This window comes from Vibrio sp. 1159 (assembly GCF_033340395.1).
GTDB classification, from domain to species: domain Bacteria; phylum Pseudomonadota; class Gammaproteobacteria; order Enterobacterales; family Vibrionaceae; genus Vibrio; species Vibrio alginolyticus.
Map to the genome: position 1 here is coordinate 1 of NZ_JAWOWL010000037.1, position 15,445 is coordinate 15,445.

Annotated in this window: 13 protein-coding genes; 8 read left to right on the forward strand and 5 right to left on the reverse strand. The window is 46.2% G+C overall.

Annotated features, from left to right (window positions below):
- Positions 1-780: 780 nt before the first annotated feature.
- Genes R7127_RS21645 through hemC form a run of 4 tightly spaced genes read right to left on the reverse strand, consistent with a single transcriptional unit; the run spans position 781 to position 4,860 of the window.
- Positions 781-1,962, reverse strand: coding sequence for a heme biosynthesis protein HemY (locus tag R7127_RS21645; RefSeq protein ID WP_005383375.1), 1,182 nt, complete (start codon positions 1,960-1,962; stop codon positions 781-783).
- Entirely contained in the window at positions 1,962-3,173 is a 1,212-nt protein-coding gene (locus R7127_RS21650; RefSeq protein ID WP_005378751.1) for a uroporphyrinogen-III C-methyltransferase, read from the reverse strand. Before R7127_RS21650 ends, R7127_RS21645 begins: the two co-directional genes overlap by 1 nt.
- Positions 3,174-3,190: 17 nt before the next feature.
- Entirely contained in the window at positions 3,191-3,919 is a 729-nt protein-coding gene (locus tag R7127_RS21655) for a uroporphyrinogen-III synthase (protein ID WP_005383386.1), read from the reverse strand.
- A 2-nt stretch (positions 3,920-3,921) separates the two neighbouring features.
- Positions 3,922-4,860, reverse strand: a complete 939-nt coding sequence (gene hemC, locus R7127_RS21660) for a hydroxymethylbilane synthase (protein WP_172563444.1) — start codon at positions 4,858-4,860, stop codon at positions 3,922-3,924.
- Positions 4,861-5,206: 346 nt separating this feature from the next.
- On the opposite strand from hemC, the gene R7127_RS21665 reads away from it, so the two are divergent.
- On the forward strand, positions 5,207-7,735 hold the full coding sequence (locus tag R7127_RS21665; protein WP_005378748.1) for a class I adenylate cyclase: 2,529 nt from the start codon (positions 5,207-5,209) through the stop codon (positions 7,733-7,735).
- 69 nt (positions 7,736-7,804) lie between these two features.
- On the opposite strand, the gene cyaY is transcribed toward R7127_RS21665, so the two are convergent.
- The gene (gene cyaY, locus R7127_RS21670; protein ID WP_005383391.1) at positions 7,805-8,119 is read right to left on the reverse strand and encodes an iron donor protein CyaY; all 315 of its coding nucleotides are present in this window, start codon (positions 8,117-8,119) and stop codon (positions 7,805-7,807) included.
- A gap of 74 nt (positions 8,120-8,193) precedes the next feature.
- Here cyaY and lptM point away from each other — a divergent pair, with 74 nt between their 5' ends.
- The 7 genes from lptM to R7127_RS21705 all read left to right on the forward strand — a co-directional run bounded on the left by lptM (position 8,194) and on the right by R7127_RS21705 (position 15,439).
- On the forward strand, positions 8,194-8,310 hold the full coding sequence (gene lptM, locus R7127_RS27100; protein ID WP_005378746.1) for an LPS translocon maturation chaperone LptM: 117 nt from the start codon (positions 8,194-8,196) through the stop codon (positions 8,308-8,310).
- 61 nt (positions 8,311-8,371) lie between these two features.
- Positions 8,372-9,625, forward strand: a complete 1,254-nt coding sequence (gene lysA, locus R7127_RS21680) for a diaminopimelate decarboxylase (protein WP_033907276.1) — start codon at positions 8,372-8,374, stop codon at positions 9,623-9,625.
- Between the two features lie 10 nt (positions 9,626-9,635).
- Entirely contained in the window at positions 9,636-10,466 is an 831-nt protein-coding gene (dapF, locus tag R7127_RS21685; RefSeq protein WP_006743008.1) for a diaminopimelate epimerase, read from the forward strand.
- Positions 10,460-11,191: a DUF484 family protein gene (locus R7127_RS21690; RefSeq protein ID WP_005383398.1), complete on the forward strand. Its 732-nt coding sequence runs from the start codon at positions 10,460-10,462 to the stop codon at positions 11,189-11,191. Before dapF ends, R7127_RS21690 begins: the two co-directional genes overlap by 7 nt.
- Positions 11,157-12,089: a tyrosine recombinase XerC gene (gene xerC, locus R7127_RS21695; protein ID WP_053350819.1), complete on the forward strand. Its 933-nt coding sequence runs from the start codon at positions 11,157-11,159 to the stop codon at positions 12,087-12,089. The genes R7127_RS21690 and xerC overlap by 35 nt, the downstream gene beginning before the upstream one ends.
- A gap of 8 nt (positions 12,090-12,097) precedes the next feature.
- Positions 12,098-12,814 (forward strand): 5-amino-6-(5-phospho-D-ribitylamino)uracil phosphatase YigB, encoded by a 717-nt coding sequence (yigB, locus tag R7127_RS21700; protein WP_172563445.1) that lies wholly within the window; start codon positions 12,098-12,100, stop codon positions 12,812-12,814.
- A 138-nt stretch (positions 12,815-12,952) separates the two neighbouring features.
- Entirely contained in the window at positions 12,953-15,439 is a 2,487-nt protein-coding gene (locus tag R7127_RS21705; protein WP_172563446.1) for an EAL domain-containing protein, read from the forward strand.
- Positions 15,440-15,445: the final 6 nt, after the last annotated feature.

Consider the following 15,445-nt stretch of genomic DNA (forward strand, 5'->3'; position numbering starts at 1 on the left):
GGTTGAAAGCACCGGTCTTGAAAACCGGCATACGTTAATAGCGTATCTAGGGTTCAAATCCCTATCTCTCCGCCACTAATAAGAAGCCTCGTTAGAAATAGCGAGGCTTTTTTCATTTCCGCACATCTTTATTACTCTATCTGTGCTTGCCAAAAATCAATTCCATATGCGATCTACTTTTGGACTAAGTAACATCGGTATCGGTATCGGTATCGGTATCGGTATCGGTATTGGTATTGGTTGTGACGTTTTGATTTTTGCTAAGAAGTGCAGTTGCCTCTAAAGCTGTTCATCCTCATCACTGCATGCTGTCCCGATAAGGTTGTTGGAGATGCTTTGTTAAGGTGTTGAACCATCTATTGCCTTATCGTTCTCTTAAAGCACTACCATTGCTTCTCTAGCCCCTTTTACCGGATAGACCGAACAAATAAGCATACTCAAATAGCCACTGTTTCACTGATGTATCTTTTTGTTTTACTCAGTCTAGCGACGCGTGTGCTCTATTGCCTAAATCTAGCTACGTCTTAAAACCATACATCAACAGGCTAAAGTTACGTATTCCTGCATTTTTTAAAATTGTTTTGGATTCTGCTGGAATGACAGGATCAGAGTAGTCAAAGAGAAGAGGAAAGTGAAACGATAGTGAGTTGCTAGGAAGTTGAGAACTACTTGGGAGCCAATGAATTGGATAAACATATTGATGACTAAGGACTGAAGGGTTAATAGCAGGCAATAAAAAAGCCGACAGGTAAGCTGTCGGCTTGGTTAGGTCATCTTAAGTTAGTCATTCTGTACGAGCGTGAGAGCTTTACGAGAGACTTCGTGAGCAGCTTTGGTTAGATTTTGCTTCTCTAGTGTGTCTGCTAGGAATGCATAGTCAGAGACGTCAGAGCGAAGCTTTAAGGCGATCTCAAAGTGATCCTGGGCTTCTTGCCACTTCTCTTGACGGAAATAGAAGTGCGCTAATGCGCTATGGGCAGCGGCGTTATCCGGTTCTTTCTTCACTACTCCCTCTAAGAAGACCACGACAGGGTGGGTATCTGGCAGATTTAGATCTGGCAGTAGTTGATAAAGCTCTGGGGCTGGTTGTTTTTTTAATGCTTCTTTTAGCACGGTAAAGGCTTCTGCATCAGCTTTTCGTGTGATGAGTTCTCGAGCAAAACAGGCAACGAGGTGTGTGTCTTGTTTCACTTTACGTGAGAGGCTATTCCAATGGGAGATTAGCCCTTCGCTACCCTGTTGCTGCGCTACTTCATGGAGTAAGCCGCACTGCGCCTTTTGAATCAGCTCTGCATGTTCTTCGTCCGAGATGAGTTTTGCTTTGGTTAGTTGTGGCAAGAGGTCAATAAGAGGTTGCCACAACTTTAGCTGCATGTACGTTGTTTTCAGCAAGTTCAATACAATAGAGTTACTCGCATACTGACTTTTTAACGATTGCAAGGTATCGAAAGCGGACTCGAACTCGTTGTCGCGGATAAATTGTTTCGCTCGAGTCAGCTCTACTGCGAGATGGGCATTCTCTTGTTGGCTCGCTAGCTCTAGATAGTGATCTCGTTTTGCTTTATCACCTTGACCTTGTGCGGCTTCAGAGGCAACTAAGTAGCAAAGCAGCGGCATATCGTGATGATTTGCCCAGCGAGTTACTTTTTTCTCAGCACCTTTCCAGTCACCTTCTAGAAGTTTAATAATGCCTTCATTGGTGTATCGGCGGGAATGGCGCATTTTGCGAACACTGAAGTAGTTCCATGTTGTAGAACTAGCATAAACTAACTTCTTAATCAGGTACTCAAGCAGAAAAAGACCTGCGAGTGCTGCGATAACGAAAACCACTAATGTCGTTACGCTCATCTCGATCGTTTTCTCGGCAATGGAGATGAGTACATAGCCTTGCTGACCAGAAAACTGGGTGCCAACAAATAGTCCTGCGCCTAGTACAACAAATAGGAAAATAAGACGAAACATTACTTATCCTCCATGCCTGTCATCGTTGTGACTTCACGACGTAGGCGTTCACGGATGACATCTGATAGTTGAGACTGACTTTGCAGTTTTGTTGGGTATTCCACTTGAATATTTTGCTGACTTAGCAGGTTAACCGTTTTGTTGAACTCTTTAACGGAATTATCGTCTTGGTTGAAGAAAGCTAATGCCCATTTGTCGGCTGTTTTTAGAGATGTGGTGTAAATTTCACCTTGTTCTTGGTACACCGCTTTTATTGCCGTTTCCAATTTGGCTTTGATGTTTTCTTTCAGGTAAAAGTGTTGCTCAGGAGAAAGCAGTGGAATGACGTTACCATCGCGCGTGCGGAAGGTAATGAAGTTTTCTGAAAAGTCCTTCAAAGAGGTCATTAAGTTATCTTGCCAGTTTGCGATATCTTCAGACACTTCAGTGTTTTCTACGGCTTCAGCTTCAGGTAGCAGTGCATTGGCGAGAGGGAGCTTGTCTACTTGCTGTTGCAGGGCAGTTAAGCGTAGTACCAATCCATCACGGTCAATTAGCGGGATAGTGCGAAGTTTGGTGATATCGTTTGCCATTGCTTTACGTAGTTTGACGAGACTAGGGTCATTCAGCGCTGCAATGCGTTGGTCTGCACTTTCCATCAGTTGAGTCGCGCTTTCTACATCGTGCTCTAAGAACAATTTACGGCCGGCTAATTTGACGAGGTAATCGGCTTCCGCCAATAGCCAGTCGTTTGGTCGACGACCTTTCACATCGGCAACGGCGAGCTGTAAGCTTTCAATGCTCTTCTGTTGCTGTCCAAGTACCACTTCCGCTTTGTGTGTCACGGTTGTTGCTTTCTCGATGGTTTCTTCTTGTACCCGGCTGAGCTCTTGCTTCATGGAAGCTTGAGTGCTTTCTAGCTGACTTTTTAGTTGGGCGATCTGCGCTTGGTAATCGGCTTGCTGTTGATGCAGCTTGTACGCGAGGCCACCGCCAAAAATAATCGATAAGATGATAGCGACCGTGCCTAGTTTGACACCGCGTTTACCTTGTTTTTCTTCAAACTCGACTTTGGTTGGCTCTGCTGTTTTTGGGGGCTCGGCCGCTTGTGGTTGCTCTTTTTTAAGGTCCGCATCCTGCTGCGATGTGGTTTTTTCGACTAGCGGTGCCGATGAGGTTTCTTCGGAAAGGTTTTTATCGTTATTTTTTTGGTCGTTATTTTTACTTGTCATGCCTATATCCTGTGTAGCTAGGGCTGGAGAGCCGCCAGTAATTCTTGGTTGGATGCGCTTCCCGTGCATCTCACGCGAGTGAACCCCCTTTGAATTGCGATGTCAGCGATACGCTGACTGGGGATATACAACTCTTGTTGATTAAGCCAAGTCAATTGCTCCGACGTCAATTGGCTGCACAAATAATCCAGTTGTTCACCACTGGTGACAATAATCTGGTTAATTTGTAGGTTTTTCCATAGTGAGATACAGCTTACTGGATCGAATGGGATGAATTCTCTCTTGTAAGTCTCACTATAGTGAACTTTTGCGCCACGCCTCACCAATGCATCTTTGATCAGCTCTCTTCCGCCGTTACCACGAAGGATAAGAACTTGTTGTTGTGCCACATTGTTGAGCTCTGGCAGTCGCAATAAGTGTTCACTATCACTGACTTGGGGATAGTGTACTTTCTGTTGGGTACATTTGCTTAAATAGTGTGCTGTTTTTTGACCAACGGCAAGGTAAATAGCTTGTTTCGGCCATGACATCCCGTTGCTGGCTAAGATTTGCTGTGCACATTGCACTGCATGTCGACTAACAGCGATAACAATTTGAGCTTGATGTAGATGTTTAGAGAGGTGCGTGTCCGTGAGATCGGCGACAATGTCGATCAGAGGATGGTGATATGCGGAAATGCCGTGCCTTTCGAGCAGAGAGCAAAGCGCGTTGCCTTGCTCTCCCGGCCGAGTGACCAACACTGCCATGGTTATTCGTGATCTGCGTACAGCTTAGTTAGGATGTCACGAGCGCCGTTATCTAGCAGCTCATTGGCTAGCTGCACTCCTAATGCTTCGCCATCTTTACGATGGCCACGAATTTCACCACGCACAATTTCGCTGCCATCTGGTTCGCCAACTAATGCGCGTAGCCAAATGTTGTCGCCGTCTAGCAGGGCATAGCTGCCGATAGGTACCTGACAGCCGCCTTCTAGCGTAAGGTTCATTGCGCGCTCACACAAAACGCGGTCTACGGTGTCTTGGTGGTTAAGTGGCTCAAGCAGCTTAAGCAGTCTTTCATCGTCAAGGCGGCACTCAATACCGACAGCACCTTGGCCTACCGCTGGTAGTGATTGCTCTGGTTCGACAAAGCTACGAATGCGTTCTTCAAGCTTCAATCGTTTGAGGCCAGCCGCAGCAAGAATGATTGCATCATACTCACCCGCATCTAACTTACCAAGGCGAGTGCCCACATTACCGCGAAGCTCTTTGATGATGATGTCCGGACGATATTCTTTCAGTTGGCATTGACGGCGCAAACTGCAAGTACCAACCACGGCACCTTGAGGGAGCTCATCAATGTGGCTATAGGTATTAGAGACGAAGGCATCACGAGGATCTTCACGCTCACAAATGGTCACGAGGCCAAGGCCTTCTGGGAAATCGACGGGTACGTCTTTCATTGAGTGAACGGCGAGGTCTGCGCGTCCTTCTAGCATCGCGACTTCAAGCTCTTTTACGAACAAGCCTTTGCCGCCAACTTTTGCTAGTGGTGTATCTAAAATCACGTCACCTTTGGTCACCATGGTTACTAACTCGACTTCCAAGCCAGGGTGAGCGGCTTGAAGGGCGTCTTTAACAAAGTAAGCTTGCCATAAAGCAAGAGGGCTTTTTCGAGTTGCAATGCGAATCGGTGTGGATTGTGTCATGATCTTCTCAATGCTGTTTGGATTTGGGTTTATCCTACCATTCTCATCAAGAAATGCTTACTGTTAGTTCGTTATCTCTGAAGGCTATGAATGGAATTACATGACGTTATGAAAATAGTGTGACTGGATTCTCAATTAGACTAAGGACTATTATTAGTAATAGGTAATAAGAGCGACACTACCGCGCGATTAATTTTGTGACTAAAGTATGGTTTTGTATCCAGAGTGATACGCGGGCGTGAAGCTTTACCCGCACCAATAAAAGTGTTAAATTGATCACGTTTTTAAACCATTTTGGTTTAAAACGTCAGCAGATTTTCGTGATTGTTCAACCAAGGAATTCCCCTTGCAGGCTTACACCCAAAAAATCATCCAGCGACTAGATAATTTGAATCAGCAGCGAGTTGATCGCGCGCTGGCGCTTATGGATTCGCAAAGCCAGCAAGTCTTCCATTTGATTCCTGCCTTGTTGAACTACAACCATCCTGTAATTCCTGGCTATTATGATGCCGATGTCCCTTTTGGTGTGCATGGGCTTGAACTAAATAGCATTCAGCAACAATTCATAGATGATATTCAACTTGCCATTGGTCAGCCGCTCAAGACGGTAGAAAAGCCCGCTATATTGGGTTTGTACACCATGGGCAGTACCTCCTCGATTGGTCAAAGTACTTCCAGTGATTTGGATATTTGGGTGTGTATCTCACCAGAGATGGATTGTGACGAACGCGAGTTATTGACCAATAAATGCTTACTCATCACGGATTGGGCACAAAGCAAAGGCGTGGAAGCGAACTTTTTCTTAATGGATAAAGAGCGCTTTAGAAGCAATCATTCTGAGGAGATGACAGGTGATAACTGTGGTTCATCTCAGCACTTACTTTTGCTAGATGAATTCTATCGTAGTGCGGTGCGTATTGCCGGACAGCGTTTGTTATGGCAAATCGTGCCGCCAGAAATGGAAGAGTGTTACGACGAGTACGTTTCTCAACTGTGCAGTGATGGTTACATCGACTGTAGTGAATGGATCGACTTTGGTAAATTGAACTGCATTCCTGCTGAAGAATACTTCGGCTCGAACTTGTGGCAGTTATACAAAAGCATCGACTCTCCCTACAAATCGGTATTAAAAGCCATCTTGCTAGAAGCTTACTCGTGGGAATACCCGCATACTCAATTGTTAAGTATCGACACTAAGCGTCGTTTCTTTGCCCATGAGCCTGACCTCTATGGCATGGATGCGTACTACTTAATGTTGGAAAAAGTAACCCGTTACTTAGAGCGAATTCAAGACGATACACGTTTGGATTTGGTGCGTCGCTGTTTCTATCTCAAAACCCATGAAAAACTATCTCGTGAGCCGAATATTGGCTCAGTAGCTTGGCGTCGTGAAGCACTGAGCGATATGATTGCAAAATGGAATTGGGATGCCAGTGTCGTTGCAGAGCTCGATGACCGCCGTAATTGGAAGGTTGAACAAGTAAAGGTGGTACATCATGCATTGCTGGATGCGTTGATGCAAAGCTACCGTAACTTGATTCAATTTGCGCGTCGTAACGACATCACTTCTGCTATCAGTCCGCAAGACATCAGTATTTTGGCCCGTAAACTCTACGCTGCTTTTGAAGTATTGCCGGGCAAAGTAACGTTACTAAACCCACAGATTTCACCTGATCTGCACGAGCCTGACTTGAGCTTTATCGAAGTGAAAAAAGGGGGGGTAAACAAGTCTGGTTGGTACCTCTATAAACAACCGCTTATTGCGCACCGCATTTTGGGGCAACCATATCTAGAGCATCATGAATACTTGAGTAAGTTGGTTGCTTGGGCATTCTTCAATGGCTTGATCACTGAATCGACTCGTTTACATGCCGTGGTACGTGAAGCGCAGCTAGATATTGATAAGTTTTACCAAATGGTGAGTGACTTACGAAATACTTTTGCGTTGCGTAAGCGTCGTCCATCTATGCAGGCGCTAGCGAGTCCTTGTGAAATAAGCCAGCTTGCGATGTTCATCAACTTCGAAAATGATCCGACGTCTGAACTTTCTGGTCGTTCGCTGAAAGTGGATGTTAAGAACACCGATATTTTTAGCTTTGGTCCAGAACATAAAAATTTAGTCGGCAGTGTTGACCTTGTTTACCGTAACTCTTGGCATGAAGTGCGTACGCTGCATTTCAAAGGGGAAACGGCGATGCTGGATGCACTGAAAACCATTTTGGGCAAAATGCACCAAGATGCGTTGCCACCAGAATCAGTGGATGTGTTCTGCTATGCGAAGAACATGCGTGGTGTGATGCGTAATATGGTTTACCAGCTTTTAGCTGAATGTATCGACTTACGCTTGAAACCAGTAGAGCAAGAGAAACGCCGCCGCTTTAAAGCGATGCGTCTTGGTAACCAGACTTATGGGTTGTTCTTTGAACGTCGTGGTGTGTCGGTGCAGAAGCTAGAAAATTCCATCGATTTCTACCGCAGCATTTCTACTAACAAACTCAAAGGCTCGCCGCTGTTAATGCTCGATCGTGAGCAAGAATATCAAATGCCGGAAGCGGTGGATGGGTTTGCCAGTGAAGGTCTGGTGCAGTTCTTCTTTGAAGATAACGAAGATGGCTTCAATATTTATGTGTTGGATGAGTCAAATCAAGTGGAAGTGTATCACCAATTTAGCGGCTCTAAAGATGAAATGATTTCGTCTGTAAACAGCTTCTACACGTCGGTAAAAGACGATAGTCGCGTCGCGTCTAAGTTTATTAACTTTAACCTGCCTCAGTACTATCAAATTATTCACCCTGAAGAGGGGAATGCGTATATCATTCCTTACCGTAATGACGGTTGTTCACCGAGTCGCCCGACCAAAACTGTGAACGCGTAATTAAACCCGTATCAATAAACAAAAAGAGCACTTCGGTGCTCTTTTTGTTTTGGTGACGATTGACCAGAATTATGCCCAATCAATGGCTTCGCCCGCGTGCTTTTCACATTCTTGCTTCACCATTTCAAATAGCTCCATACCCGTTTTTGAGCAGGTCCATTTACCTTCAATAAGTTTGAAGTGGAAACCACCAGATTTGGACGCTAGCCAGATCTCATGCATCGGCTCTTGGCGATTAATGATGATTTGGCTGCGGTCTTCAAATTCCAATGTCATTACGTTGCCAGTGACTTCGTAATCAATGTCTGCGCCTGAATCATCGATGGATTCTTCGATGATTTGCATCTGCGCATCCACCAGTTGATGAAATTCAGTATCGTTCATCCGTCTATCCTATTGCTTTTCCTGAGTGTGGTGCGATTATAGGGGGCATTGATTCAATAATCACGATATGCGAAATGAAAAAATTAGTTACTGTGTTGTTTGTGATGGTTGCCGCGACCTTAGCGGGGTGTGGTCAGTCTGGCTCACTATACATTCCAGATGACACTCAACAGAATGAGCAATCACAATAAATAACCGCACCTTAGGGTGAAATTAGGGTTCAGCAGTCGAATAAAATAAGGGAAGCGAATTTTGGATTACTTCAACTATCAGGATGATGGCCAGCTTTGGGCCGAAGACGTCCCACTTCAAGCTCTTGCAGAGCAATATGGCACTCCTCTTTACGTATATTCTCGAGCCACGCTAGAGCGCCATTGGAAGGCGTTTGATAGTGCTGTGGGTCAGCATCCTCACCTGGTTTGCTACGCGGTGAAAGCCAACTCAAACTTAGGCGTATTGAACACGCTAGCGCGTTTGGGATCGGGTTTTGACATCGTGTCGGGTGGTGAACTTGAGCGTGTGATTGCCGCAGGCGGTGATCCGAAAAAAGTCGTTTTCTCTGGTGTTGGTAAAACATCGGCAGAGATGAAGCGCGCTCTTGAGCTAGGTATCAAATGTTTCAACGTTGAATCTGAGCCAGAGCTAGAACGTTTGAACAAGGTTGCGGGTGAGCTTGGTGTGATTGCGCCAATTTCTCTTCGTATCAATCCAGATGTCGACGCGAAAACACACCCTTACATTTCGACTGGTCTTCGCGACAATAAATTCGGCATTGCGTTTGATCGTGCGCCAGATGTTTATAAATTCGCGCAAAGCCTGCCTAACTTGAATGTGCAAGGTATCGACTGCCACATTGGTTCTCAGCTGACCAATATAGACCCATTTATCGACGCGACAGACCGTTTATTAGCTCTGATTGATGATTTAAAAGCGCAAGGCATTAACATTCGCCATCTTGATGTCGGTGGCGGTTTGGGTGTGGTCTATCGTGATGAATTACCACCTCAGCCTTCTGATTACGCCAAAGCGTTACTAGGCCGTCTTGAAAATCACCAAGACTTGGAGCTGATCTTTGAGCCAGGCCGTGCAATTGCTGCGAACGCAGGTATCTTGCTAACGCGTGTTGAGTTTTTAAAACATACTGAGCATAAAAACTTTGCGATTATCGACGCTGCAATGAACGACTTGATGCGTCCTGCGCTATACCAAGCATGGCAAGATATTGTGCCAGTTTCACCGCGAAAGGGTGAAGCTCAGACTTACGACTTGGTTGGTCCTATTTGTGAAACCGGCGACTTCTTGGGTAAAGATCGCGCACTCGTTTTGCAAGAAGGTGATCTACTCGCGGTTCGTTCAGCAGGTGCCTATGGTTTTGTGATGTCTTCGAACTACAATACTCGTACCCGAGCGGCAGAAGTGATGGTGGACGGTAAACAAAGCCACTTAGTTCGCCAGCGTGAGGAGCTGACCAGTTTGTGGCAGCTGGAACAGATTCTACCGGAGTAACACACAACAAATGCATTTCCACTTTTCCAAAATGCACGGTTTGGGCAACGACTTCATGGTCGTCGACTGTATTACCCAGAACGTGTTTTTCTCGCAAGACCTGATCCGCCGCTTGGCGGATCGTCATACTGGCGTTGGTTTTGACCAATTGCTTGTGGTAGAGGCCCCTTACGACCCTGAAACCGACTTCCATTATCGGATTTTTAATGCCGATGGTAGTGAAGTTGAACAGTGTGGTAACGGTGCACGCTGTTTTGCCCGCTTTGTTCGCTTGAAGGGGCTGACCAATAAATACAGCATCAGCGTAAGCACCAAGAAAGGAAAGATGATTCTCAACATCGAAGATGATGGGGAAGTGACGGTCAACATGGGCGTGCCAGAGTTTGAACCGAACAAAATTCCTTTCAAAGCGAAGCAAAAAGAGAAAACTTACATCATGCGCGCTGGTGAAAAAACGCTGTTCTGTGGCGCGGTAAGCATGGGTAACCCGCATGTGGTGACGGTGGTCGATGACGTGGATACTGCTGATGTCGATACATTAGGCCCGCTGCTTGAGTCGCACGAGCGTTTCCCAGAGCGCGTCAACGCTGGCTTTATGCAGGTGGTGAGTCGTGACCATATTCGTCTTCGAGTTTACGAGCGAGGCGCAGGTGAAACACAAGCTTGTGGTAGCGGCGCTTGCGCGGCGGTAGCGGTTGGGATTCTGCAGGGCTTGTTGGATGAAAACGTTAAGGTTTCTCTACCAGGTGGTGAACTGCGAATTGCGTGGCAAGGTCCGGGTAAGCCGTTGTTTATGACCGGACCTACAACGCATGTATTTGATGGTCAATTGTCTTGCTAGTAGAAGAAAAAGGAAACGGTTTGTCTCAAGTAGAAGCAGATGCCTTAACGGCTGAAGTGGTGGCCGAGTACCTCAAAGATCATCCCGATTTTTTTGTGCAGCGTCCAGAGCTTGTGGATCGTTTATCTTTCCCACACTCAGACTTAGGCGCGGTATCTTTGGTACACATCCAAATGAATCGCCAACGTCAGCGCATTGAAGAGTTAGAGGAAGAGATCACTACACTAATGTCGCTTGCGGCGAACAATGATCGCACCTTTTACGAATTTATGGATTTGCAGGGGCAGATTCTAAAGTGTGGTGACTTTAAACAAGTCATTCACTCTATCGAAGAGAAAGCCAAAGCATTGGGCTTACGTGCGTTTGTTCGATTGTTTAGTCAATGCGACGCATCGATTCAATTGAGTAAGGAAAGTTATCAACGCTTTGCGACCACTCACTTAAATGGCAAAGATGCGTACTTAGGACGTCTTCGCAAAGTGGATCGTGAAGCTTTGTTTGGCAACATGGAAGTGCCGGAAATGGGGTCCTATGTGGTACTACCGCTCGTGAAACAGCAAACACTGGGCGTGCTTGCTTTTTCTAGTGAAGATGGCGGCCATTTTCAGCCAGATATGGATACCTTGTTTTTGCGTCACCTATCATTAGTAGTGGCACATCTCGCTCAAACACTGGTATGGCAAAGTTACGATGACGACAACTCCCAACACTCCTCTGCCAAATAATCTGCAAAAGCCTCTTGAGCGCTTCTATGAATTCTTACGAAGCGAAAAGGGGCTTAGCCTACATACTCAGCGCAATTACAAACAGCAGCTAGAAACAATGGCGCAGCACCTAGCTGAAATGGGGCTCAAAGATTGGTCTCAAGTGGATGCTGGTTGGGTGCGCCAATTAGCAGGTAAGGGCATGCGAGAAGGCATGAAAGCCAGCAGTTTGGCAACGCGCCTCTCATCGCTGCGTAGCTTTTTCGATTTCCTTATTCTGCGTGGCGAGATGTCGGCTAACCCAGCCAAAGGGGTTTCAGCACCTCGCAAAAAACGCCCGTTGCCCAAAAACCTCGATGTTGACGAAGTGAGCCAATTACTTGAAGTCAACGAGGACGACCCGTTGGCTGTGCGCGATCGCGCCATGATGGAGCTGATGTACGGCGCCGGCTTACGTTTGGCTGAGTTGGTGGGTGTGGATGTACGTGATGTACAACTGCGTAGTGGTGAGCTTCGTGTTATTGGTAAAGGCGATAAAGAACGTAAAGTACCGTTCTCTGGGATGGCAACCGAGTGGGTCGGGAAGTGGTTACGCGTTCGTGGTGATTTAGCCGCTCCAGGTGAGCCCGCCTTGTTTGTATCTAAGCTCGGAACGCGTATTTCGCATCGTAGCGTGCAAAAGCGCATGGCTGAATGGGGGCAGAAACAGTCTGTCGCAAGCCATATTAGTCCGCATAAATTGCGTCACTCATTTGCGACACATATGCTCGAATCAAGCAATAACTTACGTGCGGTGCAGGAGCTTTTAGGGCACGAGAACATTTCGACGACCCAAATCTACACGCACTTGGATTTCCAACATTTGGCGCAAGCCTACGACCAAGCCCACCCACGCGCACGCAAAAAGAACGGGGAGTGAGCCGAAGTATGAAATTTTATCGCCGTATCGAGCCTATTAAGGCAATGACCTTTGACCTAGATGATACCCTCTATGACAACTATCCTGTGATCGTTCGCATGGAGCGTGAGTTGCTATCTTGGCTCAAGCACCATCATCCAGCGGTTGCTCATATGAACAAAGCGGATTGGTTTGCTCTCAAACAGCGAGTTGTGCAGCAACAACCCGAGCTGAAGAGCGATGTCACTTTATGGCGTTTAGTGCAACTTCAGCAAGCTTTCTCCCAAGTAGGCTACGACGAAGACGCAGCACATGCCGCCGCGAAAGCCGCAGTAGACGTTGCGTTGGACTGGCGTAACCGTTTTGAAGTGCCGCAGCAAAGCCTCGATGTACTGGAGGAACTCGCGCAGCACATCCCGTTGGTAGCAATCACCAACGGTAATGTGGATTTAGACCGCATCGGTCTTACGCCTTATTTCCAAAAGGTACTTAAAGCAGGACCAGATGGATTGGCGAAACCCGCAACCGATATGTTTACTAAAGCGAAGCGATTCTTGGATATTCCTGCGGAGAATATTCTGCATGTCGGTGATCATCTAACCACGGATGTGCATGGTGCAAAGTTGGCTGGTTTTGCAGCCTGTTGGTTTAATGATATGAATAAAAATGTCATTAACCATTCAAAAACACGTACTTTACCTGATATTGAAATCAATAGTTTGCAGCCGTTACTCACACTTTTTTAATTGCTTTCGCATTAATCCATTCTAATCTCATTTTGTGTCTAGAAAAGCAGCGCAAAGCCACGTAAATTATTCTCTATTAAATAAAAATAGTAACGCCACACGTCGTGGTGAAGATAGTGTTACGGCAGTGGTAGGTCCATGCGAGCTTTTTCAAAACTGGTTCACGATGTCAGTCAACTGAATGACTTTTTAGTCACTTTTCCGACTTCCTCAGATAAACAATATTTAGTACAAATATTGTCGACGCAATCGCGCGAAATTACGACCACACTTGCAGACGCCGTTTTGTCGTCGCTGCCGAATGCTCATGTTATGGGGCATAGTACGCGTAATGTGATTCTGGAAGGGGAGATATTTACCTCTGGTTGCCTAGTGAGTGTGATTGAATTTGAGCAAACCACGCTGACTTCTGCGGTACAAACATACTCTTACTCCCCTGACATTGATGGCGGGGAGCTCAAGCGCTCTCTTCTAATGCAGCATAATTCACAGGTGATCCTCAGCTTTGCTGTGCAAATTGAACGACGTGACTATCCCTTGTTTCAAACCTTCGCCAGTGAAGAAGTAGTGATTTCTGGAGGGTTGGCGCAGAGTATTGACGATGGCTGCTGGGTGCTATATCAAAACCGAGTTTACGATAACGCTGTGGTTGCCGTAGCTTTGCACAGTGATACTTTGAAGCTATGGACTGATGCGTATTCGGAATGGAACCCGATTGGCATGCCACACAAAGTCACTCATGCAAAAGGAACGCGCTTGTATTGTTTAGGTGAGAAGAAAGCGCTGGACGTATACAAGCGTTACTTGGCGGATGGCCATGACGTGACGCTGAGTCAACTGCTCAGCTTTCCATTGTATCGAGAAAGCTTAGGGCGAAAGGAAGTTTGTACGGTAACGGAGCTACACGCTGATGGCAGTATGAGCTTCGACAGGCCCTGGTGTCTTGGTGACGAAGTGCAATTTTGCTATAACCATCCCTCGTTAACGCTCGAGCAAGTGCGGCATGGTGTGGTTGAGTTAGCCATGCACCAACCTGAAGTCGTGATGATTTTTAACTGCGCGTCACGGTTAGACTTTATTGACAGCAGCGACGAAGTCCAAGCCTTCAAAGATATTGCGACGACGTTTGGTAGTTACTGTATGGGGGAACTGCATGGTGGTATTGGTCAGCCCGAAATTCTTCATCACAGCCTGACGTATTTAGCGATGCGAGAGGGAGACGAAGTGCAAACATTGAACTTGCCTAAGTCGCCCGTTAGCTCCTCTATTTCACCGCTGTTTAGCTTGATTCGAAATGCGATCGGCGATCTCAACCATATGAACGCGCATATGGGATATCAACTCGATCGCCAAACGCGCAAGTTACAAGAAAGCTATCGACGCGACAGTCGCACGGGGTTACAAAACCGGGTCGCATTGCAAGAGCGGCTGAGTAACATCGATTTGGATGAGCATTTGTTGACTCTAAAGCTACTTAACTTTAGTCATATCAACGAAAAATACGGCTACCGAGTGGGAGATCAATTACTCAAAGATCTCTCAATGCACTTTACGAATCGACTACGAAAGCGTTTTGGCATGCCAACGGCTTTACAGCTTTATAGTATTGGGGTTGGTGAGTGGGCATTCATATTTAAAGCTGACCAAAGCAGCGAAACCATCAAACAGCACTTTACGCGTTTTGCCGATGCGGTAGAACAAACTAATTTTGAGCCAATTGGTCTACGTGAAATAGATTATCTTTCTATCTCGCTATGCGGCGGCTTAGTGAGTCGTCGAGATTTTCCATCCGCTTCAGTGGATGAGCTCTTACTCAAAGGCATCGAAGCGAGACGCTCCGGTGTACGCAGTAATACTCATATCTGTAATGCGAAAGATATTGAAGTCAGTGAGGATGTGCGTAAAGAGCAACTTGGATGGCTAAGTTGCGTCAGTAGAGCCATTCTCAAACAGAATATCATCACTTATAGCCAACCTATTGTGCATGCGGGTAGCCACAAATTGGCAAGCCAAGAATGTTTGGTTCGTATTCTGGAAGCCGATGGGACGGTGATTGCGCCAGGGCGTTTTCTGCCAATTATCTCTGATACGCATCTTTACACTCGACTAAGTCGGCATATGATTCATTCTACGTTGCATTATATGCGAGATAAGCAAGGTGACTTTTCTATAAACTTATCGCCGCAAGATTTGCTCAGTGATAAAACTTTAATGCTTTTAGAGCATGAAATTAGCCAGCTAAATGACCCAAGGCGAATTGGTTTAGAAGTGCTGGAATCTGAGCAGATCAAAGACTACGGCCGAATGATAGAAGTGTGCAGTCATTTTAGAAGCTTAGGGGCGCGTATCATTGTTGATGACTTTGGGGCCGGCTATTCGAATATCGATGAAATCCTAAAGTTGGAGCCAGAAGTCATAAAGCTCGATGGCAGCTTGATTCGTGATATTGATAAAGACTTAAAACAGCGCAAGATCGCTTCCCAGTTGGTGCGTTTGTGCCAGGTGTTTAACGCGGAGACGGTGGCGGAGTTTGTCCACAATCAGGAGGTGTGTACCATTGCACAAGACATGGGGGTGGATTATTTGCAGGGTTACTATCTTGGCGAGCCGACTCGACTGTTTTAATGATGT